This is a genomic window from Streptomyces sp. NPDC046122, assembly GCF_056429965.1.
The window spans coordinates 106945-131032 of the sequence record NZ_JBWKLQ010000003.1; the positions used below are offsets into that span (position 1 = coordinate 106945).

Consider the following 24088-nt stretch of genomic DNA (forward strand, 5'->3'; position numbering starts at 1 on the left):
AGGGAGGGATTTGGGACTTTGCGCTCCAGAAAACAGAAGAGCCAAAAAAAGAGAAAACGCTCCTAAAAAAAAACCAACCAAAGGAACACCGGGGGGGGCCCCCCCGTTCCCCCCCCCCCCTCGCCGGTCGGCTCCCGCCAGGCCGCCCGCAGGGCGTGCATGTGCGATACGGCGCGGGCGTGACGGGGGAGCCTGCCCGTACGGGCAGGCACGCCAAGGCGGCGCCGGCCCGGTTCGCCGCCTCCGCACCGGCCGGCGACGGACATCCGGCGGGGACGGTCGCCGGCCACCCGGGCGGCGCGCAGCACCTGCCGCCCCCGACCCGCTGCCGTACAATTCAAGCAGCGGCTCTGTGTACGACGGCGTACTTCGATCATGAGTAATCCCATCGAGGACTACGCCCTCATCAGCGACCTCGAGACTGCCGCGATGCTGGGCAGGGACGGGTCGATCGACTGGCTCTGCTTCCCGCGCTTCGATTCCCCCGCCTGCTTCGCCGCACTGCTCGGAACCGGGGACAACGGGTACTGGCGCGTCGCCCCCGTCGGCAGCCGGGCCTGCTCGCACCGGGCCTACCGCCCGGACACGCTCGTGCTCGACTCGTACTGGGAGACCCCGACCGGGACCGTACGCATCACCGACTTCATGCCGCCGCGCGGCGGGATGCCCTGCATCGTGCGCACCGTCGAAGGCATGTCGGGGACGGTCCCGCTGCGCAGCGAACTCAAACCGCGTTTCCACCAGGGCCGGGTCCTGCCCTGGGTGCGGGCAACCGGCAACGGCACGGTCGCGGTCGCCGGGCCCGACTCGGTGTGGCTGAGCGCCGACGGGCCGGTGCGCCGCCTCGACCGTACGGACGCGATCGCCGGCGAGTTCAGCGTCACGGCGGGCCGGCGGCTGACCCTGATGCTGGTGTGGACGCCGTCGCACCTCACCACCCTGCCAGCGCCGCTGTGCGTCCCGCCCGAGACCGCGCTCAAGGCGACCACCGACTTCTGGCGCGACTGGACCGCCCAGTGCCGCTACCAGGGGCCCTGGCGCGAAGCCGTCGTACGGTCCCTCATCACCCTCAAGGCGCTCACCTACGCCCCCACCGGCGGCATCGTCGCCGCGCCCACCACGTCGCTCCCCGAATGCGCGGGCGGCGAGCGAAACTGGGACTACCGCTACTGCTGGCTGCGCGACTCGACCCTGACCCTCTCCTGCCTGCTGCGCAGCGGCTACCGGGAGGAGGCGACGGCCTGGCTCGACTGGCTGCTGCGCGCCATCGCGGGCGAACCGGCGGACCTCCAGGCGGTGTACGGCATCGAGGGGCACCGGCACCTCCCGGAGACCGAAGCCCCCTGGCTGCCCGGGTACGAGGGCGCCCGGCCGGTCCGCTTCGGCAACGCCGCGGTCGATCAGTTCCAGCTGGACGTGTACGGCGAGGTCCTCGACACGCTCTACTGGTCGCTGCGCGCGGGCATTTCCCTGCAGCCCCACATGTGGAGCCTGGTGAACGCACTGATGAGCTATCTGCGCGCGCACTGGCGCGACGCCGACGAGGGGCTGTGGGAGGTCCGCGGGCCGCGGCGCCAGTTCGTCCACTCCAAGGTCATGTCGTGGGTCGCCGCCGATCGCGCCCTGCGCATGGGGACCATCCTCGGCAGGAACGGCTCCTCGGGGCAGTGGCGGGCCATGCGCAGCGCGGTGCACCGGGAGGTCTGCCGCGAGGGGTGGGACCCGCGGCAGCAGTCGTTCGTCCAGTCCTACGGTTCGTGCGCCCTCGACGCGTCCGCCCTGCTCATGCCCAAGCTCGGTTTCCTGCCCCCGCGCGACGCGCGGGTGCGCGGCACCGTCCGGGCGATGCGGGCCCTGGAGCACGAGGGCTTCGTACGACGCTACGCGCAGGGCGGGAGCGACGGGCAGGACGGCGACGGTGTGCACAGTGTCGACGGCATCCACGGCTCCGAGGGCACGTTCGTGGCGTGTTCGCTCTGGTACGCCGAGGCCCTCGCGACGACCGGCCGCCTCGACCGGGCGCGGGAGACCTTCGAGCGGGTCCTGGGCATCCGCAACGACGTGGGGCTGCTCTCGGAGCAGTGGGATCCGAGCGGCCGGCGGCAACTGGGGAACGCCCCGCAGGCGTTCAGCCACATCGCCCTCGTGGACACGGCGTTCGCCCTCCGGCGGGCCGGTGTCGCACCGGCCGGCGGGGGCACACCGGACGACGGCTGAAGGCAGCGGACCGCGGCCGGGCCGCCCGCGTCGGGCGGCTCACCTGACCGCCGTCAGGAGCACCATGCCCGTGTCCCCGTAGTCCGGCAGCGTGGGGTCGGCGTCGATCCGGCTGACGGTGAGCCGCCGGGTGAGCGGCTCGAAGACCTTCCCGACGACGGCCGGATTCACCGGGCAGCCCGGCCACCGCGACGCGGGACCGATGCGGTACGTCGGCATGTTCTCCATGAACGCCGCCACCAGATGCCCCCCTGGGCGGACCGATCGCACGAAACACGCGCAGAAGTCCGCGAACTCCTCACAGTCCTCCGTGACCCCCTCCGCGACGAAGTTCATCGACGCGACGCCGTAGGCCCCGGCGGGGAGGTCCCGCACGTCCGCGTGGACGACGCGCACCGGTGCGAGGGCCTCGGACAGCGTCGCCGGAAGGCCGGGATCGAGCCGCCGGCACAGCTCGTAGAAGGGCAGCCAGCTGTCGTCGGGGCCCTGTACCAGCTGCCGGGTCAGGTACGCGACACCCGAAGCCCCGGCCTCGACGGCGTCGACGCGCCGGCTCGCGGCGGCGGCGAGCATGAGCGGATACAGGTTGGGGCCGGCCCCGAACTCGACGGAACGCGCAACGGCGCCCGGCGCGAAGCGGCGGTAGAACGCCGAGTGGTGGGAGATGACGGCGGCGTCCGAGGGATGCAGCGCGCGGTAGTTCTCCGCGAGGTAGTCCTGGACGGGCCAGCGGTCCCAGTCGACGTCGTCGTTGCGGGTCGGCGGGCGCGCGGACACGGCCTCCTCAGCTCCTCGGCCGCAGGGCGAACCGCTCGGACAGCCCGGTCAGCGTGGCGTTCAGCCGGCTGATGTCCTCGTCGGAGTTGAGGGCCGTGACCTGGATGCGGAAACCGACCCGGTCGCGCGGTACGAGCGGGTAGGCCGCCAGGGTCACGTACACGCCCTCGTCCCACAGGTACCCGGCGACCGCGTCGAGGTCCGAGGCGTCCGCCAGCGGGATCTCCACGATCGGCAGCACTCCGGCGTTCGGCGTGTCGACGCCCAGGCGCCGGACGTGGTCCAGCACGCGCACGGTCTTGCGGTGCAGGCCGGCCCGGATGACGTCGCCCCGGCGGTCGTTGACCTCCAGCCCGGCGAGCGTGGTGGCGAGCGAGGCGGTGGGGGAGGGGCCCGAGTACAGGTAGGGGCCGGCGGCGACCTTCAGCAGGTCCTTGAGCGCCGGGGGAAGCGCCAGGAAGGCCAGCAGCGACGAGTACGCCTTGGAGAAGCCGCCTACGAGCACGATGTTGTCGTAGGTCTCCCCGGTGTGCCGCACGACGCTGTTGCCGCGCGCTCCGTACGGGCACAGCTCGTCCGCCCGGCGTTCACCGATGACGCCGAAGCCGTGGGTGTCGTCGATGTAGAGCGTCGCGTCGTGGTCCCGGCAGATCCCCGCCAGTTCGGGCACGTCCGGGATGTTGCCGGTCATGCTGTTGACACCGTCGAGGCAGACGAGCCGGGCGGGTCCGGGCGGTATGCCGCGCAGCATCGCCTCCAGCCGCTCCGGCTGCTCGCAGCGGAAGCGGTGCAGGGTGGCGCCCTGCCCCCGGGCGGACACGCAGCCGTCGTACACGGTCCGGTGCGCCGTCGCCTCCACGAAGACGTGGCCCTGGTCCGCGAGGACGGGGATCACCGAGGAGTGGATCAGCGTTGCCGTCGGCAGCAGCAGGGTGTCGGGCGCGCGGAGCAGCGCGGCGAGCCGCTCCTCGATGTCGGGGTACAGCCGCGGGCTGCCGAGCAGCCGGGACCAGCTGGGATGCGTTCCCCAGCGCCGTACGGCCGGTTCGATCGCGTCGATGATCTCGGGATCGCAGTCGAAGCCCAGGTAGTTGCAGGAGGCGAAGTCGATCAGCCAGTGGTCGCCGCTGCGGATGTGCCGGCCGCGGACCTCGTCGAGGACCGCGTCGCTCATCGGGCTGGTCCGCCGCAGATGCTCCAGGTCGTCCCACCGGGGGTCGCGTGCGCCCGGGGCGGGGGTTCGCCGGACTGCGGTGTTCTCCTTCTCCGGTGGGGCCGGGCCCGGCGTGGCAGGGCCCGGCGGGGCGGGACCCGGGTCGGCTGCCACCGGGGCGGCGGCGCCCGGTGGGGCCGGACGAGCCGGGGCGGGGCCCGGGGCCGGCCGACGGGCCGGCGCCGCCCTGCTTCCGGGCCGTTCGGCCGCCCGTCGGTTCTCCCCGGGGTGGCGCAGCAGGTACTCGCCCTGCTCCATGGTCATCGGCCGGGCGAAGAGGTACCCCTGCCCGAAGCGGCATCCCATGTGGGCCAGGAGATCGCGCTGCGCCGCGTCCTCGATCCCCTCGGCGATGACCTGGAGGCCGAGGGTGTCGGCGATGCGCACGATCCCTTCGACGAGCGCGACCTGCTGGGCGTCGGTCGTGAGGTCGTCGATGAACGACTTGTCGATCTTGAGTACGTCGATCGGGAACTCCCGCAGGTAGCGCAGTGAGGAGAACCCCGTACCGAAGTCGTCGACGGCTATGCGTACGTCGAGGTCCTTCAGGGCGTGCATGACGGCCTCGACCTGCGCGTCCCGCCGCATGAGCACCGACTCGGTCAGCTCCAGCTGCAGCGAACCGGGCGAGAGCCCGGGGGTCGCGAGCACCTTGCACACCTGGTCGAGGAACTCGCTCTCCCGGAACTGACGGGCCGACACGTTGACGCTGACGTACGGCGGATCGCGGGGCGCGGCCCGCTGGAGCCCGGCGATGTCGGCCGTGGCGCTGCCCAGCACCCAGGCCCCCAGCGGCGCGATGTACCCGGTCTCCTCGGCGAGCGCGATGAACTGCTGCGGCGGGACCAGGCCGCGCTGCGCGTGCGGCCAGCGGGCCAGTGCCTCGAAGCCGACGACCCGGTCCGCGGCGATGTCCACCACGGGCTGGTAGCGCACGGCGAACTCCTTGTCGGCGACCGCCCGGCCCAGGCCGGCCTGGAGGCTGTGCCGCTCCAGCATGCGGGTCCCCAGCCGGGGCTGGAAGCGGCGCCACTGGCGCTTCCCGGCGGCCTTCGCGGCGTACAGGGCCAGGTCGGCGTGGCTCAGCAGTTCCCCGCTGCCGGCGCTGTCCAGCGCCGTGGCCACGCCCACACTCGCCGAGACGCTCACGGAGGCGTCGGCCAGCCGGAACGGCCGGTTCAGCGTCTGCACGATCTGCGCGGCCAGGAGTTCGGCGTCGATGGGCTGCTTGGCGTCCTCCATCAGCACCGCGAACTCGTCGCCGCCGAGCCGCGCCGCGGTGTCGGTGCGGCGCAGTGACTCCGACAGCCGGCTGCCGACCGCGACGAGGAGCTGGTCCCCCACGGTGTGGCCCATGGTGTCGTTGACGATCTTGAAGTCGTCGAGGTCCACGAACAGCACACAGGTCAGGGACGACTCGCGGCGGCCGCGCAGCAGCGCGCGCTCGATCCGCTCCAGCAGCAGCGTCCTGTTGGGCAGGCCGGTCAGCGAGTCGTGGAACGCCCGCTGGGTCAGCTCGTGCTCCAGCTGGCGCTGCTCGGTCACGTCCCGCAGCGTCACGACGAGTCCGCGTACGGTCCGGTCGTGCCGCAGATCGCGGCACCTGACCTGCACTTCCATGGGGCCGCCCTCCCGGGGGACGAACCAGTGGTCCTGCGACTCCCCTTGTTCCCCCTTCCACATGGCTGTCAGCACCGCGGCCGCCCGGTCGCGGTCGCGGGCGTCCACCAGGCCGGGCAGCGGCGCGCCGACCAGCTGCACGTCACCGAACACGGCCTGCGCCGAGGGGCTCGCGTAGCGGACGGTGCTGTCCTCGCCGACGATGAGGATGACGTCCGAGGCGTTGCGCACCAGCGTGCGGAAGTACGCCTCGCTCTCCCGCCGGGTGATCTCCTGGCGCAGCGCGACGCGCTCCAGGGCGAGTCCCGCGTGCGAGGCCAGGATCTCCAACGACCCGCGTGTCTCCATGAGTTGCTTGCGGGGGCCGGCCGCCATCAGAAGACCCGGCAGCTCGCCGCCCGCCGGCCGGTCGGGCGGGATCATCGGGCAGACCAGGGCCGTCGGCAGGTTCCCCAACCGGGCCGCGATGCGCGGGCCGAGCGCGGACACCGGCACCAGTCGCGTCTCACGCGGGGCGAGGGCGACCGGCGTCATCTCGCCCGTACGGGCGTCACGCCACTCGCCCGCTCCCGACGGCGGGTGGCCGGAGGCGGCGCGCGGGTCGTCGGCCGGACCCGCCGACAGCAGCATGCTCGCGACCCGGGCCGCGGGCCCGGACAGCGAGGCGACGGCCGCGTCGCACGAGCGGGCCACTTCCTGCGGCGTGCCCGCCGACACCAGCGAGGCGGCCGCCGTGCGCAGGGCCACCTCGCGGGTCACCGCCTTGCGGTGGGCCACCACCATGCCCGTGAGGCGGAAGATGACGAGCAGCATCAGCGTGCCGGAGAAGGCCGCGATCACGGCCGCGTCCTGGGGCTGTCCGCGCAGCCCCTCGTAGAGCAGGATGGCCGGCGCGATCAGCACGGCGCCGGAGAGCAGCAGGAGCCGCAGCGGCGCCGGCAGCAGCGACTGCGGCTGACGCGACCGCGCGGTGAGTTCCACCATGGACGGATGCAGCGCCGCCAGCCCCCAGGCCGTGTAGAAGACGACCCAGCCCGTGTCCAGCAGCGTGCCCGCTTGCCACAGCCCGTTGAGCTGGAGCATGCCGTACGCGATGTCGAAGCCCAGCAGCGTGACGGTGCCGAGGACCAGCAACTGCACGGAACGGTTGCGGCCCGCCAGCAGCCCCGGGGTGAGCAGCCGGACCAGCAGCGCCAGCACCAGCACGTCGCCGAGCGGGTAGGCGATGCTGATGGCGCGCTGCTCCCAGGTCAGCCCCTCGACATGGGTCAGCGGCTGCACCAGGAACACCCAGACCGGCAGCGCGAGTCCGGCGGTGAAGATGAGCGCGTCGAGCAGACTCGGCAGGTCGCGCCCCTGCCAGCGGTATCTGACCAGGCCCATCAGCCCCACGGCGAAGAGCGGGTACGTCGCCAGGTAGAAGGCGTCCGAGAGCGACGGGAACGGGTTGGACGCCTGGAAGTACGTCTCCAGGACGTTGTAGTACGTGTCTCCCGTGGCGAAGGCGAGCAGCGCCGCCGCCAGCACCCACCACGGCCAGCGGTGCGCCGGCCGGTGGATGTGCACGCCGGTCAGGACGGCCACGACACCGGCAAGACCCACAACTCCCCAGAGCGGCGTGCGCGTCTGGGGGAGCGTCATGTAGACGCCCGTGGTGCCGGCGACGAGGACGACGTAACCGGCCATGAGCCCACGCGTCGTCCGAGTCACAGGCGTACGCCTCCTCCTCGATCGTAGGCACACCCGGAGGGACGCCGCATCCCGCGCGTCCCGTCCGCCGCGCACACGCCCGCCGTGTGCCCGCGCCTACCGGGTCGCCCGTCGGGCGGTGCCCGCGTAACCGTGGGGGTTGAGCTGCTGGAACCGCCAGGCGTCCCGGCACATGTCGACCAGGTCCCGGGTGGGGCGCCACCCCCAGGCGCGCCGCACGGCCGAGGCGTCCGCGACGAGTTCGGGCACGTCCCCCGGGCGGCGCGAGACGATGTCGTACGGGACGGTCGTGCCGCACGCCGCACTGAAGGCGGAGACGACCTCGAGGACCGACCGGCCCTTCCCGAGACCCAAGTTGTACGTCCGCATGCCGGAGCCGTCCGCGAGGTGGTCCAGCGCCACGCGGTGCGCCTCGACGGTGTCCATCACGTGGATGTAGTCGCGCACCCCCGTTCCGTCGGCGGTGGCGAAGTCGTCGCCGAAGATGCGGAGCCGGTGCCGACGGCCGACCGCCACCTGGGCGAGACTGGGCATCAGGTTCTCGGGTGTTCCGCTGGGGTCCTCGCCGAGCAGGCCGCTGGGATGGGCGCCGGCCGGATTGAAGTGGCGCAGGGCGACCACGGTGAACTCCGGGCACCGGCGGCACACGTCGTCGAGGATCTGCTCGCAGGCCCACTTGGAGGCCGCGTACGGATTGGCCGGCCGGACGGGAGTCGCCTCGTCCAGCGGCCCGCGCCCGGCGTCCCCGTAGATGGAGCTGGACGAGGAGAACACCATCTGGTGCACTCCGTGTTCGTACATCGCCCGCAGCAGCGAGGTGGTGCCGCCGATGTTGGTGTCGTAGTACTCGACGGGCATCCGCATCGACTCGCCGACGGCCTTGTGCGCGGCACAGTGCACGACGGCGTCCACGGAGTGGCGGTCGAAGACGGCCGAGAGGGCGCGTCGATCACGGATGTCCAGCTCGTACACGGCCCCGACGAACCGGCCGGCGATCCTTTCCACGCGGGCGAAGACCTGAGGTGTGCTGTTGGCGTAGTTGTCGACGACGATCAGCTCGTAGCCGTGGTCGAGCAGCTCGACGCAGGTGTGGCTGCCGATGAAGCCCGCGCCGCCGGTGACGAGCACGGTCGACGGGGGGCCGGGCGGCTTCCGGGGACCTGCGCGGGCCGGCGCGTCCCGATGGGGAACCCCCGGTTCCGGCTCGCTGTGCGTCATGGCCCGACGCTCCTGAGTGAGACGACGCTGTACGCTGCATATGTGCGTTTACGGCGTATATGTCGACTCTGCTCCGGTTGTGCGTCGGAGTCAAGATTCGGCCGAGCGGCGGGGCCGGAGGCGCCGAGAGACGAACCGGGAGGCGGACATGCCGGAAGAGGAGACCGGGGACGGCCGGGGCAGACGGGCCGGCGACCGGGGGCGTTACGGGCGGCTGAGCAGGGAACGGGTGCTGGCCACGGCCCTGGAGGTGGTCGACCGCGACGGCCTTTCCGGCCTCAGCATGCGCCGGCTGGGGGCGGAACTGGGCGTCGAGGCGATGGCCCTGTACCGGTACGCCCCCAGCAAGGACGCGCTGCTGGACGGGCTGGTAGAGACGTTCTGCCGGGAACTCCACCAGGACCTGGACCAGGACCCGGCCGGCCGGCCGGGTCCGGCCGACTGGCGCGGCGAACTGCGCCGGGTCGCGCTCGCCACCTACGGCGTAGCCCTGCGCCACCCCCACGTCGTACCGCTGCTCGCCACCCGTCTGCTGTCCACACCGATGGCCCGCCGGCCCCTCCCCGTCCTTCGCGTCGACGAGCGCGTCCTGGAGCTGCTGCACGGCGCGGGACTCGGCGAGCGCGAGGTGGTGGAGACCCACCGGTCCTTCACCGCCTGGCTGCTCGGCTACCTGGTGGTCGAGCTGCGGGCCATGGACGACGACCCGGGCGAACCGGACCCGGCCTTCCGGCTCGGCCTGCACCGCGTGCCCGCCGCGGAACTGCCGCGCCTGCGGGCCACCGCCGTGGCCATGGCGGGCCGCGGCGGTCCCGGAGGGCTGGCGGCCGGCCTGGACGCCCTGCTGGGGTGAGCGCGCGGCGCCCGCCGCGTGCGTCGTGTCCGCCGTACGGAGCAGCGCGCGCGCTCGTGAGCGGGACGCGGCGGCGCGGTCGCTTGCCCGCGGACGCCGGCGAACGGTGGCCTGACTTCCGCCGACACCCCGTCGCCAGGCACCCCAGCCCCCAGGAGGTCCGGATGCGCTCCCCAGCCACCGTCACCGCAGTCGTCCTGCTCGCCCTCGCGGCCGCGGCCCTGCCCGCACGGGCGGCGGAGGACGCCCCCGGTGGACCCAAGCCGCCCCAAGGGCTCTTCCTGACCGTCTCGGGGTCGTCCAGCACCTGGGTGCGGGGCGTGCTCCTGCAGTGCGCGCCGGATCCCTCGGGGCCCCACCCGGACGCCGTCGGCGCGTGCGAGGCGCTCGGCAGGGCCAACGGCGACTTCGACAAGCTCCCGGGGAACCCGCGCGCCTGTACGAAGCAGTACGAGCCCGTGACCGTCAGCGCCCGCGGCACGTGGCGCGGAGTTCCGACGGCCTGGCGCAAGACCTACCCCAACGCGTGCGTGCTCGACACCGCGACGGGGGCGGTCTTCCGCTTCTGACCCCGCGCCGCTCGTGACCCACGCCCGCTGCCGACCCGGGCCGCTGTGGGCCCTCCGCACTCCGCGCCCGTACCGGCGTCGCGCAGTTTCGTATCAGCAGGTCTCAGGTGCTCACCAGAGGCTCACCGGCTGCGCGACGCGGCCATCCCGATCGTGACCAGCCCCAGCACGACCCAGCCGAACCACAGCCAGCCGTTGCTGCCGAGCGCCGCCGTGTACGCCGATATGACGATCAGCGTACTGACGGTGAGCACCCCCATCGACTTCGTGGAACCGGGCATGCGCACCCCCTCCTTCTGGTGGAGGGCCATCGTCACCCCTCCGGGGCTCCCGCGCCACTGTCCCGACGTTACCGGCGACCTAACGCCCGCGCGCCTGGAGCGAGGCGAGGTAGGCGTTGTACGCCACCAGCTCCTTGTCGCCGTCGCGGTCCGCCGCCCGGTCCGCGCGCCGCGCGACCCGCTGCTCGGACCGGTACCACTGGAAGACCAGCGCGATCAGCACCAGCACCGACGGGATCTCCGAGAACGCCCAGGCGATGCCGCCCGCCGCGTTCTGGTCGCTCAGCGCGTCGATGCCGAGCGACGCGGGCGGGTTCGCGTACGTACCGATCATCGGCTGGGTCGCCATCATCAGCGCGATGCCGAAGAACGCGTGGAACGGCATGCCGGCGAAGAGCTCCAGCATCCGCATCACGTACCCCGGGCGGTGCGGCCCCGGGTCGACGCCCATGATCGGCCAGAAGAAGACCAGGCCGACCGCGAGGAAGTGGACCATCATGCCGAGGTGCCCGGGCCTGCTCGACATCAGGAAGTCGAAGACGGGCGTGAAGTACAGCGCGTAGAGGCTCGCGATGAACAGGGGGATCGTGAACGCCGGATGCGTGACGATCTTCATGTAGCGGCTGTGCAGCAGCATCAGCAGCACCTCGCGCGGTCCCTTGCGGTTCCCGCGCCCGGCGACCGGCAGCGCCCGCAGGGCGAGCGTCACCGGCGCGCCGAGCAGCAGCAGGATCGGCGACAGCATGCTGATCACCATGTGCTGCACCATGTGCACGCTGAACATGACCATGCCGTAGTCGTTCAGCCTGGTGCACATCACCAGTGCCACGCTCAGCACGCCCACGACGAAGAAGACCGTCCGGCCGACCGGCCAGCCGTCGCCGCGCCGCCGCAGCCGCACCACGCCCCACCCGTACAGGGCCAGCGCCAGGACGCAGCCCACCAGGAAGAAGAGATCGGGGGAGAACTCCAGCCCCCGCCCCAGCGTGAACGGCGGCAGATCCATGTTCATGCCGCTGCCGTGCCCGCTGTGATCCATTCGCGTACTCCCGAGGACTGCCCATTCGTAACGGTTGTCCGGTACAGAGTAGAACCGCCCCCGGCCGAGCTCGCGGCCGGGGGCGGTTCGCCGTACGCCCTACGAGGTCAGAGCACGCACTCGGCCTCGGCGTAGCGCTCGGTGGGCACGGTCTTCAGGGTCTCCACGGCCTCGGCCAGCGGGACCATCACGATGTCCGTGCCGCGCAGCGCCGTCATCATGCCGAACTCACCCCGGTGCGCCGCCTCCACCGCGTGCCAGCCGAAGCGGGTGGCGAGGACGCGGTCGTACGCCGTCGGGGTGCCGCCGCGCTGGACGTGGCCGAGGATGACGGGCCGCGCCTCCTTGCCGAGGCGCTCCTCCAGCTCGACGGACAGCTGCCGGGCCACGCCCGCGAAACGCTCGTGGCCGTACACGTCCTTGCCGCCGACGTCGAACTCCATGGAGCCCTCGCGCGGCTTCGCGCCCTCGGCGACGACGACGATCGCGAACCGCTTGCCGGCCGAGAACCGCTTGCCGACCAGCTCGGTCAGCTCGCCGATGTCGAAGGGCCGCTCGGGCACGACGATGGCGTGCGCCCCGGCCGCCATACCGGAGTGGAGCGCGATCCAGCCGGTGTGCCGCCCCATGACCTCGACGATCAGCACGCGCTGGTGCGACTCGGCGGTGGTCTTGAGCCGGTCGAGGGCCTCGGTCGCGACGCCGACGGCCGTGTCGAACCCGAAGGTGACGTCGGTCGACGCGATGTCGTTGTCGATGGTCTTCGGAACGCCGACGATCGGCAGCCCCGCCCCGGACAGCAGGTTCGCCGCCTTGAGCGTGCCTTCGCCGCCGATCGGGATGATCGCGTCGAGACCGAGGTCGGCGACATGGCCGCGCGCCCGCTCGACGCCGTCGCGCAGATGCGCGGGCTGGACCCGGGAGGAGCCGAGGATCGTGCCGCCGCGGGCCAGAATGCCGCCCACCGCGTCGAGGTCCAGCTTGCGGTAGTCGCATTCCAGAAGGCCGCGCCAGCCGTCGTGGAAGCCGATGACCTCGTCGCCGTGGTCGACGACGGCGCGGTGCACGACGGAACGGATGACAGCGTTCAGGCCGGGGCAGTCGCCGCCGGAAGTGAGTACACCAATACGCATGCCCGGAATACCTTTGCAACGTGGGCCGGAGACCGGACCACGTCGTCCGGTTGGATCCCCGTCACCCTACTCGCGCGGGGTGACGGGGCCGAACCGGCAGTCCGTCAGCTGGACACCGCAAAGATGGACGAACCGAGACAGCTCGTCAGGCGGGCTGCGTCGCGGAGGCGATGCGTTCGGCGCGCAGCGCCTCGTACCAGCGGTCGTCGGTCGGCGGCAGCGCGTTGACGTCGAGGGCCAGCTTCAGCAGCAGATCCGCGATGAGCGGGTTGCGGGCCAGGACGGGGCCGTGCATGTACGTGCCGAAGACGGTGTCGTTGTACGCGCCCTCCGTGCCGTCGCCGGTTCCGTTGCCCTTGCCGATCCGCGTCCGGGCGAACGGCCGCGCCGTCGGGCCCAGGTGGGTGATGCCCTGGTGGTTCTCGAAGCCCGTCAGCGGCGGCAGGCCCAGGCGCTCGTCGATGTCGCCGAGGACGTCGCCGACGCACCGCTCGCCCTCGCCGCGCGTGCTGACCACGTCGAGCAGCCCTAGGCCCTGCTCGCGCTCGCCGAGGTCGTTGATGAACTCGTGACCGAGGATCTGGTAGCCGGCGCAGACCGAGAAGACGATCGCGCCGTTGGAGACCGCGCGCTCCAGACCGCCGTCGCGGCGCAGCCGCTCCGCCGCGAGGCGCTGCGGCCGGTCCTCGCCGCCGCCGATCAGGTAGATGTCGCCCGAGGTGGGGATCTGCTGGTCGCTGCGTACGTCCACACGGTGGACGTCGAGGCCGCGCTGACGGGCCCGGCGCTCCACGACGAGGGCGTTGCCCTGGTCGCCGTACGTGCTCAGCAGGTCCGGGTAGATCCACACCAGGCGCAGGCTGTTGTCGCTCATGCTTGCTTGTCCTTTTCCGGTGTACGCGGGCCTAGTTGCCGACGCGGCGGCGCAGGTCCTGGAACGCGGTGTAGTTGGCGATCGTCTCGATCAGCCCGGGCGGCGCCAGCCGCACGGCCTCGTCGAGCGTCTCGCAGACCCGGAACTCCAGGTTCGCGACCTCCAGGCGCACCGCGAGGTCCAGCTTGCGGTCACCGAGCACGAAGATCGGGTGGCCGGCGAGCCGGGTGTAGTCGACGTCCCACAGCCAGGAGGTGTCCGTGCCGTCCGCGCCGCGCGCGTTGACGGCCAGGATCACCGGCGTGGGCGGCGGGTTGATGAGAGAAAACGTTTCGAGCCAGCCCGCCGGGTTCTTCGCGAGCAGCAGCCGCAGCTCGCGCTCCTGGAACTGGACCACGTCGTACCGGCCGGCCACCGCCTGCACCTGGTACATGCGCTCCAGCGCCACCTGCGGCGGCACGCCGAACACGGCGGCCACGGCGGCGGAGGTCGCGGCGTTCGCCTTGTTGGCGCGGCCGGGCAGCTGGAGGTGGATCGGCCAGGCCGAACCGTGCGGGTCGACGACGTGGTCGCCGCTCAGCACCCAGCTCGGGGTGGGGCGGCGGAAGCCGCACTCGCCGCAGAACCAGTCGTCGCCGGGGCGCTGCATGACACCGCCGCAGGACGGGCACGACCAGGCGTCGTCCTTCCACTCCTGGCCGGCCGCCACCCACACCACGCTGGGCGAGGAGGACGCGGCCCAGACGATCAGCGGGTCGTCGGCGTTCGCGATGACGACGGCCTTCGTGCCGGACAGGCCCTCGCGCCACTTCTCGGCCAGCATCCGGGTCTCGGCGGCCCGGTCGAGCTGGTCGCGGGAGAGGTTGAGCAGGGCGATCGCCTTGGGCGTCACATCGCGTGCGACTCCGGCGAGGTACTTCTCGTCGACCTCGATCACGCCGTACTTCGCGTCCGAGCCGCCCGCCAGGGCGGAGGTGATGCCCGCCGGCATGTTGGCGCCGAGCGCGTTGGAGACGACGGGGCCGCTGGCCCGCAGTGCCTCGGCGATGAGCCGGGTCGTCGTGGTCTTGCCGTTCGTCGCGGAGACGAGCACGACGTCGAGATGCTGGGCGAGCCGCCCGAGCAGGTCGGGGTCGAGCTTGAGCGCCACCTTGCCGCCGATCACGGATCCGCTGCCGCGTCCCGCGGCGCGGGACACCGCCGCCGCGGCCTTGCCTGCCGTCACGGCCAGCTTGGCCCGCGGCGACAACGGCTCCGTGTTGCCTGCCATCGTCACTGATCCTCCTTGCATCCGGCGCCGCATTTGCCCCAGGTCCACCGGTCAACGTCGGGGCTCAGCCTATCGAGAACAAGCCGGGCCCCCGCACCCCGGCACCACCGGGGGCGCCTCGGCCTCTGGTGGAACGTACGCTTGCCGCCATGCGACACCGCCCGATTCCCGGCAGTTCCGGGCTCGTACGACCCATGACACTGCTCGGTGACCCGGCGCTCCACGCGCCCTGCGAGACGGTGACCGACTTCGGTCCCTCGCTGGTCCGGCTCGTCGAGGACATGTTCGCGACGATGTACGCCGCCGAGGGGGTCGGCCTCGCGGCCAACCAAGTCGGCGTACCGCTGCGTGTCTTCGTCTACGACTGTCCGGACGACGAGGATGTCCGGCATGTCGGTCACATCGTCAACCCACGCCTGGTCGAGGCCGACGGCATCACCGTACGCGGTCCCGAGGGGTGCCTGTCCCTGCCGGGCATCGAGGCGGGTACGGAACGCTTCGACCGGGCGGTGGTGGAGGGCGTGTCGCTGACGGGCGATCCGGTCCGCGTCGAGGGCACCGGCTTCTTCGCCCGCTGTCTCCAGCACGAGTGCGACCATGTGTCCGGCCTGGTCTACACGGACCGCCTCACCGGCTGGCGCCGGTCCAGGGCGCTGCGCGCGGCGCGCCGGGCGCCCTGGGGCGGCAGAGGCTAGCGGCGGACGCCGGAAGGGCCCGTCCCCCTGTCGCGTCGTCCGCCTGCGCGGACACGCCCGCCGATCCCGGCCCGGGGGGCGGCGGCCGGGCGGGTCAGAAGCCGGGGCCGTCCGCGCGGTCGTCCGCGGCGGCGAGCCGGCCCCACAGCAGGTCCGCGAGGCTGGACACCAACTGCCGCCGGGAGCACGGGCGTTCACCCAGCCACCAGTCGCCGGCCGCGTGCATCATCCCGACGATCCCGTGTCCCCACACCCGCGCCAGCTGCTCGCTGCCGGGCCCCAGGTCGATGCGCTCCGCTATCACCGTGGCCAGTTCCTCGCCGAGGCGGCGCAGCAGCGGCGCCGAGTGGCGGCCCACGTCGAAGCCCTGCTCGGGCTGGTGGGCGTCCTCCGAGGGGTGCATCAGGAACCGGTACACCTCCGGGAACGCCTCGATCGCGGCGAGGTACGTGTCGAGCGTCGCCTCGACCCGCTCGCGCCGCTCGGCGGGCGCGTCCAGCGCCGCCCGCAGGGCCGACAGCAGCGCGTCGGTGTGACGCTTGGCCAGCGCGCGGTAGAGGCCGCCCTTGTCGCCGAAGTGCCGGTAGAGGATCGGCTTGGTGATCCCGGCCTCGGCGGCTATCGCGTTCATGGAAGCCTGGGGGCCGTCCCGCAGCACCACGCGGTCCGCCGCTTCGAGCAGTTCCCGCCGGCGCCGTGCGGCAGCGGAGCGCTGCTGCTCGTCCGTGTGTGTGGTGTCCATGGTGTTTCTCCCCGCCCAAAGCGATTCCGTGACGCCTGGGAAACGTAACACCAAGGCCCGGTGCCGCGCTGCCGCGGTTGACATGGCCTACTTACCGGTAACAGACTCCGGTTACCGCAAGTAACGCCTGAGTTTTTCGCAAGCAGTGCTGGAGGGGACATGGCCGAGTTCACACTCGAACTCAACGATGACCAGAAGCAGGTCCGCGACTGGATCCACGGGTTCGCCGCCGATGTGATGCGCCCGGCCGCCGCCGAGTGGGACGAGCGGGAGGAGACCCCCTGGCCCGTCATCCAGGAGGCGGCCAAGGTCGGCATCTACTCCCTCGACTTCTACGCCCAGCAGTTCTTCGACCCCACCGGCCTCGGCATCCCCATGGCGATGGAGGAGCTCTTCTGGGGCGACGCGGGCATCGGCCTGTCCATCGTCGGTACGGGGCTGGCCGCCGTCGGCGTCCTCGCCAACGGAACCGAGGAGCAGATCGGCACCTGGATCCCGCAGATGTACGGCGACCCCGACGACGTCAAGGTCGCCGCCTTCTGCTCTTCCGAGCCGGACGCCGGCTCCGACGTATCGGCGATGCGCACCCGCGCCGTCTACGACGAGGCCAAGGACGAGTGGGTCCTGAACGGCACGAAGACCTGGGCGACCAACGGCGGCATCGCCAACGTCCACGTCGTCGTCGCCCTCGTCGACCCCGAGCTGGGCTCCAAGGGCCACGCCTCCTTCATCGTCCCGCCAGCCACGCCGGGCCTGTCCCAGGGGCAGAAGTTCAAGAAGCACGGCATCCGCGCCTCGCACACCGCCGAGGTCGTACTGGAGAACGTCCGTGTCCCCGGCCACTGCCTGCTCGGCGGCAAGGACAAGCTCGACGAGCGCCTCGCCCGGGCCCGCGAGCGCGCCCGCACGGGCGGCGAGCGCGTGAAGAACGCCGCGATGGCCACCTTCGAGGCGTCGCGCCCGGCCGTCGGCGCCATGGCGGTGGGCACGGCCCGCGCCGCGTACGAGGTCGCTCTGGACTACGCCAGGACGCGGGAGCAGTTCGGCCGCCCGATCATCGACAACCAGGGCGTCGCCTTCCAGCTCGCCGACATGCGCACCCAGATCGACGCGGCCCGGCTGCTCGTCTGGCGGGCCTCCTGGATGGCGACGGCCGGCAAGCCGTTCACGTCGGCCGAGGGCTCGATGTCGAAGCTCTTCGCCAGCGAGACGGCCAAGAAGGTCACCGCGCAGGCCGTGCAGATCCTCGGCGGCAACGGCTACACGCGCGAGTACCCGGTGGAGCGCATGCACCGCGACGCCGCCATTTACACCATTTTCGAAGGCACCAGCGAGATCCAGCGCCTGGTCATCGCCCGCACCCTGTCGGGCATGCCCATCCGCTGACCCGCCGCGTCGCGGTACGCCGAAGGCGCCGTCACCCCGCGGACCGGGGGACGGCGCCTTCGTGCGCCGTCAGGCGGAGGGGAGCTGCGCCTCGATGGCCGTGACGACCTCGGGGGCCTCCGGCTCGACGCGCGGGCGGAACCGGCCGACGACCTCGCCCTTGGCGCTCACCAGGAACTTCTCGAAGTTCCACTGGACGTCCCCGGCCTCGCCGGCCTCGTCCTTCGCCGCCGTCAGCTCGACGAACAGCGGGTGCCGGTGATCCCCGTTGACCTCGATCTTCTCCAGCAGCGGGAACGTCACGCCGTAGCTCGCCGAGCAGAAGGTCCCGATCTCCTCCGCGCTGCCCGGCTCCTGGCCCGCGAACTGGTTGCACGGCACACCGAGGACCGTGAAGCCGCGCTCCTCGTACGTCTTCTGGAGCCGCTCCAGGCCCGCGTACTGCGGCGTCAGACCGCACTTGGACGCCACGTTGACCACCAGCACCGCCTTCCCCTCGTAGGCCGCCAGGCTGGTGGGCTCGCCGGTCAGGGTGCGCAGGGGGATGTCGTACAGGCTCATCGCCGTCTCCTATGGCTGGGGGCGGCCGGACACGGCCGGCCGTCGGTCACTGCTCCGTACTGTTCCAGAGACCGGCCGCAAGGCTGCCGACGGCCCTGCCCTTCCGGCACCGGCGGCGTTCAAGGGAGCCGCCGTATCGGCCGAGGACGCTTGTACCACCGTGTGGTGGCGCCGCGCGGCTCTCCCGGTTCTGAGCGCCGTCGCGGCGGCCATTCTCGCCTCCTGGGAAGGAACCGCGCCATGACCGGCCGCACCACCCCCGTACTCCTTCACAACGGACTCCTGATCGACGGCACGGGCGGCGAGCCGGTCGCGGACGGGGCGGTGCTCGTCGAGGACGGGCTCGTCCGCTGGGCCGGCCCGGCGGACGAACTGTCCGCCCTGCCGGAGCTGCCGTCCCCGGCGCGCCGCGTCGACGTACGCGGCCACACGATCCTGCCGGGCTTCATCGACTGCCATGTCCACATGGCGGCTCCCGGCGGCGCCCTCAGCCACGCGGAGATCGCGGCCATGCCGGCCTCGCTGCGCGTCTTCCTCGCCGCGCCGCGCATGAAGCTCACCCTCGACGCGGGCGTCACCACCGCACGTGACCTCGGCGGCGCGGACGCCGGCCACCGGGAGGCCGTCGAGTCGGGGCTGCTGCCGGGACCCCGGCTGCTCGTCGCGATCGCCATGCTCAGCCCGACCGGAGGTCACGGCGACTTCCGGGCGGCCCACGACAACGGCGCGAACGACCCCGTCATGGGACGGCTCGCCGACGGTGTGACCGGCTGCCGCAGGGCCGTGCGCGAGGTGCTCCGCCAGGGCGCCGACTGTGTCAAGATCGCGGCAACAGGCGGGGTGTGGAGTCCGACGGACCAGCCGGGCGACGAGGGCTTCCTGGAGGACGAGATCCGTACGATCACCGAGATCGCGGCCGGCCACGGAGGGCGCAGGGTGGCGGCCCACGCCCAGGGGCGCCGGGGCATCCTGAACGCCGTACGCGGCGGAGTGGCCAGCGTCGAGCACGGCTACGAGATCGACGACGAGGCCATCGACCTGATGCTGGAGCGCGGCACCTTCCTCGTGCCGACGCTCACCACCGCCCACACCGACCCCGACCCGCAGAAGGCGGCGGGCTGGGCGTACGCGAAGAAGAAGCACTGGCAGGCCGTCGCCCGCCGGCACATCCCGCACGCCGTCGCACGCGGAGTGCGCGTCGCCATGGGCACGGACTGCGGCATCGCGGAGCACGGCACCAACCTGCGGGAGCTGGAGCACCTCGTCGGCTGCGGGATGACGCCGATGGGCGCGATCCGCGCCGGGACCGCCGAGGCGGCCGAACTCCTCGGCCTGGCCCGGGAGATCGGCACCCTCGAAGCGGGCAAGCGGGCCGACATCGTCGTCGCCCGGGGCAACCCGCTGACCGACATCACCGTTCTCGGCACGCCCGGCAACGTCCTGCTCGTGATGAAGGACGGCGTCGCCTTCAAGGACCTCGAAGGCCTCGTGCCCCGATGACCCGGAGGGTACGGAGCAGGAGGCCTCGGGGCCGGGCGGACCGCCGCCTCAGGCGGACGGCAACCGGCGGAACAGCCCCTCCTGCACCACCGACACCAGCAGGTTGCCCGCGCGGTCGTAGATCCGCCCCCGCGCCAGCCCCCGGGCGCCGGTCGCGACGGGGGACTCCTGGTCGTACAGGAACCACTCGTCCGCCCGGAACGGCCGGTGGAACCACATCGCGTGGTCCAGCGACGCGATGTCGAAGGTGCGCGGCCCCCAGAGCGGCTCCACCGGGATGCGGACCGCGTCCAGCAGGGTCATGTCGGACGCGTACGCCAGCGCGCACGTGTGCACCAACTGGTCGTCGCCCAGCGGGCCGACCGCCCGCATCCACACCGCGCTGCGCGGGTCCGCCTCCTTGACCTCCTCGGCGGTCCAGCGCAGCCGGTCGACGTACCGGATGTCGAACGGCTGGCGGCGGGCCATCCGCTCCAGCGACTCCGGCAGCTCACCGAGGTGCTCGCGGATCTCGTCCACCACCGTCGGCAGCGAGTCCGGGTCCGGAAACTCGAGGCGCGGCGGCAGCTGGTGCTCGAAGGCGGCCTCCTCCGGCTGGTGGAAGGAGGCGGTCAGGTTGAAGATCGTCCGGCCCTGCTGGACGGCCGTGACCCGCCGGGTGGTGAAGGAGCGCCCGTCCCGCACCCGCTCCACCTGGTAGACGATCGGCACGCCGGGCCGTCCGGGCCGCAGGAAGTACGCGTGCAGCGAGTGCACCGGCCGGTCGCCCCCGGTCGTACGCCCGGCGGCGACCAGCGCCTGGCCGGCGACCTGTCCGCCGAACACGCGTTGCAGGGACTCCTGCGGGCTGCGGCCGCGGAAGATGTTGACCTCGATCTGCTCCAGGTCGAGCAGGTCGACGAGCCGTTCGGCGGGGTTCGTCGTCACGGGACGGTTCTCCTTGTTTCTCTTCTACAGCTGACCGACCGAGGTGACGCGGACGACCGCCCGCCCCTCCTCGTCGGAGGCGGCGAGGTCGACCTCCGCGCTGATGCCCCAGTCATGGTCGCCGTTGGGGTCGGCGAACGTCTGACGGACGCGCCACAGGCCGTGAGCGGCGTCCTCCTCGATCATCAGCAGCTTCGGGCCGCGGGCGTCCGGCCCGGTGCCCAGGTCCTCGTACTCGTCCCAGTACGCGTCCATGGCCTCGCCCCACCTGTCCTCGTCCCAGCCGGACTCGCCGTCGAGCTCGCCCAGTTCACGGACGTTGTCCAGGGCGGCCAGCTCGACGCGGCGGAACATGGCGTTGCGGACGAGCACCCGGAAGGCCCGCGCGTTCGCCGTGACGGGTTTGACCTGGTCGGCGCGCTCCTGCGCCTGCTCGGCCGTCTCCACCTCGGGGTTGGCGAGCTGCTCCCACTCGTCGAGGAGGCTGGAGTCGACCTGGCGCACCAGCTCGCCGAGCCAGGCGATCAGGTCCTCCAGGTCCTCCGACTTGATGTCGTCCGGGATGGTGTGCTCCAGCGCCTTGTACGCGCCCGCCAGGTACCGCAGCACGATGCCCTCGGTGCGGGCGAGCTCGTAGTGCGAGGTGAACTCCGCGAACGTCATGGCCCGCTCGTACATGTCGCGCACCACGGACTTCGGGGACACCGGGTGGTCGCCCACCCACGGGTGGCTCTTGCGGTAGACGTTGTACCCGTGCCACAGCAGCTCTTCCAGCGGCTTGGGGTACGTGACCTCCTGGAGCCGCTCCATGCGCTCCTCGTACTCGACGCCGTCCGCCTTCATCCGGCCGACCGCCTCGCCGCGCGCCTTGTTCTGCTGGGCGGCGAGGATCTGGCGCGGGTCGTCCAGGGTCGACTCGACCACCGAGACCATGTCCAGGGCGTACGAGGGGGACTCCGGGTCCAGCAGCTCGTACGCGGCGAGCGCGAACGTCGACAGCGGCTGGTTGAGCGCGAAGTCCTGCTGCAGGTCGACGGTCAGCCGTACGGTACGGCCGTCGGCCTCCGGGGTCTCCAGCATCTCCACGACGCCGCCGTCGAGCAGTGAGCGGAAGATGGCGATGGCCCTGCGGATGTGCCGCAGCTGCGCCTTGCGCGGCTCGTGGTTGTCCTCCAGGAGATGGCGCATCGCCGCGAAGGGGTTGCCGGGCCGGGCGATGACCGACAGCAGCATGGTGTGGGTGACCCGGAAGCGGCTGGTCAGAGGCTCGGGGTCGGACCCGATGAGCTTGTCGAAGCTGGACTCCGACCAGGCGACGAAGCCCTCGGGGGCCTTCTTGCGGACCACCTTGCGGCGCTTCTTCGGGTCGTCGCCGGCCTTGGCGAGCGCCTTCTCGTTCTCGACGACGTGCTCGGGCGCCTGCGCGACGACCAGGCCCGCCGTGTCGAACCCGGCCCGGCCCGCGCGGCCGGCGATCTGGTGGAACTCGCGGGCGCGGAGCGTGCGTACGCGGGTGCCGTCGTACTTCGTGAGCGCCGTGAACAGGACCGTGCGGATGGGGACGTTGACGCCGACGCCCAGGGTGTCCGTACCGCAGATGACCTTCAGCAGACCCGCCTGCGCGAGCTTCTCCACGAGCCGGCGGTACTTGGGCAGCATGCCGGCGTGGTGCACGCCGATGCCGTGCCGCACGAAACGCGAGAGGTTCTTGCCGAACTTCGTGGTGAAGCGGAAGTTGCCGATCAGCTCGGCGATCCGGTCCTTCTCCTCGCGCGAGCACATGTTGATGCTCATCAGCGACTGCGCCCGCTCGACGGCCGCCGCCTGCGTGAAGTGCACGATGTAGACCGGCGCCTGCCGGGTCTCCAGGAGCTCGGTCAGCGTCTCGGTGATGGGGGTCAGGCGGTACTCGTACGACAGCGGGACCGGCCGGGTCGCGGAGCGCACGACGGAGGTGGGGCGGCCGGTGCGCCGGGTCAGGTCCTTCTCGAACATCGCGACGTCGCCGAGGGTCGCCGACATGAGGACGAACTGCGCCTGCGGCAGTTCCAGGAGCGGGATCTGCCACGCCCAGCCGCGGTCGGGTTCGGCGTAGAAGTGGAACTCGTCCATCACGACCTGGCCGATGTCGGCGTGCTTGCCGTCGCGCAGCGCGATGGAGGCCAGCACCTCCGCCGTGCAGGCGATGACCGGGGCGTCGGCGTTGACGGACGCGTCGCCCGTCAGCATGCCGACGTTCTCCGTGCCGAAGAGCTTGCACAGGTCGAAGAACTTCTCCGAGACCAGGGCCTTGATCGGCGCGGTGTAGAAGGTGACCTTGTCCTGGGCGAGGGCCGCGAAGTGCGCGCCTGCCGCGACGAGGCTCTTGCCGGAGCCGGTCGGAGTGGAAAGGATCACGTTCGCGCCGGACACCACCTCGATCAGCGCCTCCTCCTGAGCGGGATAGAGACTGATGCCCTGGCCCTCGGCCCATGAGGTGAAAGCCTCGAAGAGGGCATCGGGGTCGGCGGTCGGGGGCATCTGATCGATAAGGGTCACGCCCCCATCTTGCCTGGCTTCCCCCCTGAACACGGAACCGGTCGGCCGTTCGAAGATCACGAGCGATACGCTGCCGTGTCAACGGGGGCACACCACAAGAGCAAACGGGCGGGGAACGACCATGATGGGACCGGCGCACTCACTGTCCGGAGCGGCGGCCTGGCTGGGGGTGGGTGCGGCGGCCGCCGCGGCCGGACACCCGATGCCCTGGCCCGTGCTCGTCGTGGGAGCCCTGATCTGCGCGGGGGCGGCCCTCGCGCCGGACCTCGACCACAAGTCGGCGACCATCTCGCGCGCCTTCGGACCCGTGTCGCGCGGCCTGTGCGAGATCGTCGACAAGCTGTCGTACGCCGTCTACAAGGCCACGAAGAAGCAGGGCGACCCCCGCAGGTCCGGGGGTCACCGCACGCTCACCCACACCTGGCTCTGGGCGGTCATGATCGGCAGCGGCGCGTCGTTCGCGGCGTACACGGGTGGCCGCTGGGCGGTGCTCGTCCTCCTCTTCGTCCACCTGGTGCTGGCGGTGGAGGGCCTGCTCTGGCGGGCCGCCCGGGTGTCCAGCGACGTACTGGTGTGGCTGCTCGGCGCGACGAGTGCGTGGATTCTGGCCGACGTACTGGACCAACCCGGCAACGGCGCCGACTGGCTGTTCACCGGCGACGGCCAGGAGTACCTCTGGCTCGGCCTGCCGATCGTGCTCGGCGCGCTGGTGCACGACATCGGTGACGCGCTCACGGTCTCCGGCTGCCCGATCCTGTGGCCCATACCGGTCGGCCGCAAGCGCTGGTACCCGATCGGGCCGCCGAAGGCGCTGCGGTTCCGCGCGGGCAGCTGGGTGGAGCTCAAGGTGCTGATGCCGGCGTTCATGCTGCTCGGGGGAGTGGGCGGCGCGGCGGCGCTCAACTTCATCTGACGCGGTTCCGTTCGGGTGAATTCGGCTCCCGACCCGGTGCCCCGCGTACCGC

Annotated in this window: 19 protein-coding genes; 7 read left to right on the plus strand and 12 right to left on the minus strand. The window is 71.9% G+C overall.

From position 1 onward, the window contains the following. The first annotated feature begins 375 nt into the window (after positions 1 to 375). Complete coding sequence (locus tag AC07FK_RS09800; RefSeq protein WP_479104139.1) at positions 376 to 2217, plus strand: glycoside hydrolase family 15 protein; 1842 nt, start codon at positions 376 to 378, stop codon at positions 2215 to 2217. Between the two features lie 39 nt (positions 2218 to 2256). On the opposite strand, the gene AC07FK_RS09805 is transcribed toward AC07FK_RS09800, so the two are convergent. The 3 genes from AC07FK_RS09805 to galE form a co-directional block, all read right to left on the minus strand. Then, positions 2257 to 2994: a class I SAM-dependent methyltransferase gene (locus tag AC07FK_RS09805; protein ID WP_479104141.1), complete on the minus strand. Its 738-nt coding sequence runs from the start codon at positions 2992 to 2994 to the stop codon at positions 2257 to 2259. Positions 2995 to 3001: 7 nt separating this feature from the next. Next, positions 3002 to 7513, minus strand: coding sequence for an aminotransferase class I/II-fold pyridoxal phosphate-dependent enzyme (locus tag AC07FK_RS09810; RefSeq protein WP_479104944.1), 4512 nt, complete (start codon positions 7511 to 7513; stop codon positions 3002 to 3004). Positions 7514 to 7633: 120 nt separating this feature from the next. After that, positions 7634 to 8665, minus strand: coding sequence for a UDP-glucose 4-epimerase GalE (gene galE / locus AC07FK_RS09815; RefSeq protein ID WP_479104945.1), 1032 nt, complete (start codon positions 8663 to 8665; stop codon positions 7634 to 7636). Between the two features lie 238 nt (positions 8666 to 8903). Between galE and AC07FK_RS09820 the strand changes: the two genes are divergently transcribed. After that, positions 8904 to 9608, plus strand: coding sequence for a TetR/AcrR family transcriptional regulator (locus AC07FK_RS09820; RefSeq protein ID WP_479104143.1), 705 nt, complete (start codon positions 8904 to 8906; stop codon positions 9606 to 9608). Positions 9609 to 9772: 164 nt separating this feature from the next. Then, positions 9773 to 10177 carry a subtilase-type protease inhibitor gene (locus tag AC07FK_RS09825; RefSeq protein ID WP_479104145.1) on the plus strand — a complete coding sequence of 135 codons (405 nt, stop codon included), beginning with the start codon at positions 9773 to 9775 and terminating at the stop codon, positions 10175 to 10177. A 122-nt stretch (positions 10178 to 10299) separates the two neighbouring features. Here AC07FK_RS09825 and AC07FK_RS09830 read toward each other — a convergent pair whose 3' ends face one another. The 5 genes from AC07FK_RS09830 to AC07FK_RS09850 form a co-directional block, all read right to left on the minus strand. Next, positions 10300 to 10458, minus strand: coding sequence for a hypothetical protein (locus tag AC07FK_RS09830; RefSeq protein WP_479104146.1), 159 nt, complete (start codon positions 10456 to 10458; stop codon positions 10300 to 10302). Between the two features lie 79 nt (positions 10459 to 10537). Continuing rightward, complete coding sequence (locus tag AC07FK_RS09835) at positions 10538 to 11497, minus strand: cytochrome c oxidase assembly protein (protein ID WP_479104148.1); 960 nt, start codon at positions 11495 to 11497, stop codon at positions 10538 to 10540. Positions 11498 to 11604: 107 nt separating this feature from the next. Then, positions 11605 to 12630, minus strand: coding sequence for a 6-phosphofructokinase (locus tag AC07FK_RS09840; protein ID WP_479104150.1), 1026 nt, complete (start codon positions 12628 to 12630; stop codon positions 11605 to 11607). A 145-nt stretch (positions 12631 to 12775) separates the two neighbouring features. After that, entirely contained in the window at positions 12776 to 13504 is a 729-nt protein-coding gene (locus tag AC07FK_RS09845) for a type 1 glutamine amidotransferase (RefSeq protein WP_028811872.1), read from the minus strand. Between the two features lie 31 nt (positions 13505 to 13535). Further along, a complete protein-coding gene (locus tag AC07FK_RS09850; protein ID WP_479104152.1) occupies positions 13536 to 14774 on the minus strand; it encodes a MurT ligase domain-containing protein in 1239 nt (412 codons plus the stop codon). 149 nt (positions 14775 to 14923) lie between these two features. On the opposite strand from AC07FK_RS09850, the gene def reads away from it, so the two are divergent. Then, positions 14924 to 15469 (plus strand): peptide deformylase, encoded by a 546-nt coding sequence (def, locus tag AC07FK_RS09855; protein ID WP_479104154.1) that lies wholly within the window; start codon positions 14924 to 14926, stop codon positions 15467 to 15469. A 94-nt stretch (positions 15470 to 15563) separates the two neighbouring features. Here def and AC07FK_RS09860 read toward each other — a convergent pair whose 3' ends face one another. Further along, complete coding sequence (locus AC07FK_RS09860) at positions 15564 to 16211, minus strand: TetR/AcrR family transcriptional regulator (RefSeq protein ID WP_479104155.1); 648 nt, start codon at positions 16209 to 16211, stop codon at positions 15564 to 15566. 159 nt (positions 16212 to 16370) lie between these two features. Between AC07FK_RS09860 and AC07FK_RS09865 the strand changes: the two genes are divergently transcribed. Continuing rightward, entirely contained in the window at positions 16371 to 17597 is a 1227-nt protein-coding gene (locus AC07FK_RS09865; RefSeq protein WP_479104157.1) for an acyl-CoA dehydrogenase family protein, read from the plus strand. Between the two features lie 69 nt (positions 17598 to 17666). Here the strand turns inward: AC07FK_RS09865 and AC07FK_RS09870 are convergent, their stop codons facing one another. Then, a complete protein-coding gene (locus AC07FK_RS09870; protein WP_479104158.1) occupies positions 17667 to 18158 on the minus strand; it encodes a glutathione peroxidase in 492 nt (163 codons plus the stop codon). 240 nt (positions 18159 to 18398) lie between these two features. On the opposite strand from AC07FK_RS09870, the gene AC07FK_RS09875 reads away from it, so the two are divergent. Next, positions 18399 to 19658, plus strand: coding sequence for a metal-dependent hydrolase family protein (locus tag AC07FK_RS09875; protein WP_479104160.1), 1260 nt, complete (start codon positions 18399 to 18401; stop codon positions 19656 to 19658). Between the two features lie 48 nt (positions 19659 to 19706). Here AC07FK_RS09875 and AC07FK_RS09880 read toward each other — a convergent pair whose 3' ends face one another. Both AC07FK_RS09880 and AC07FK_RS09885 read right to left on the minus strand, forming a co-directional pair. Next, complete coding sequence (locus AC07FK_RS09880; protein WP_479104162.1) at positions 19707 to 20585, minus strand: acyl-CoA thioesterase; 879 nt, start codon at positions 20583 to 20585, stop codon at positions 19707 to 19709. Between the two features lie 24 nt (positions 20586 to 20609). Continuing rightward, positions 20610 to 23123 (minus strand): DEAD/DEAH box helicase, encoded by a 2514-nt coding sequence (locus AC07FK_RS09885; protein ID WP_479104163.1) that lies wholly within the window; start codon positions 23121 to 23123, stop codon positions 20610 to 20612. Positions 23124 to 23244: 121 nt separating this feature from the next. Between AC07FK_RS09885 and AC07FK_RS09890 the strand changes: the two genes are divergently transcribed. Further along, positions 23245 to 24036: a metal-dependent hydrolase gene (locus tag AC07FK_RS09890; RefSeq protein ID WP_479104165.1), complete on the plus strand. Its 792-nt coding sequence runs from the start codon at positions 23245 to 23247 to the stop codon at positions 24034 to 24036. Positions 24037 to 24088: the final 52 nt, after the last annotated feature.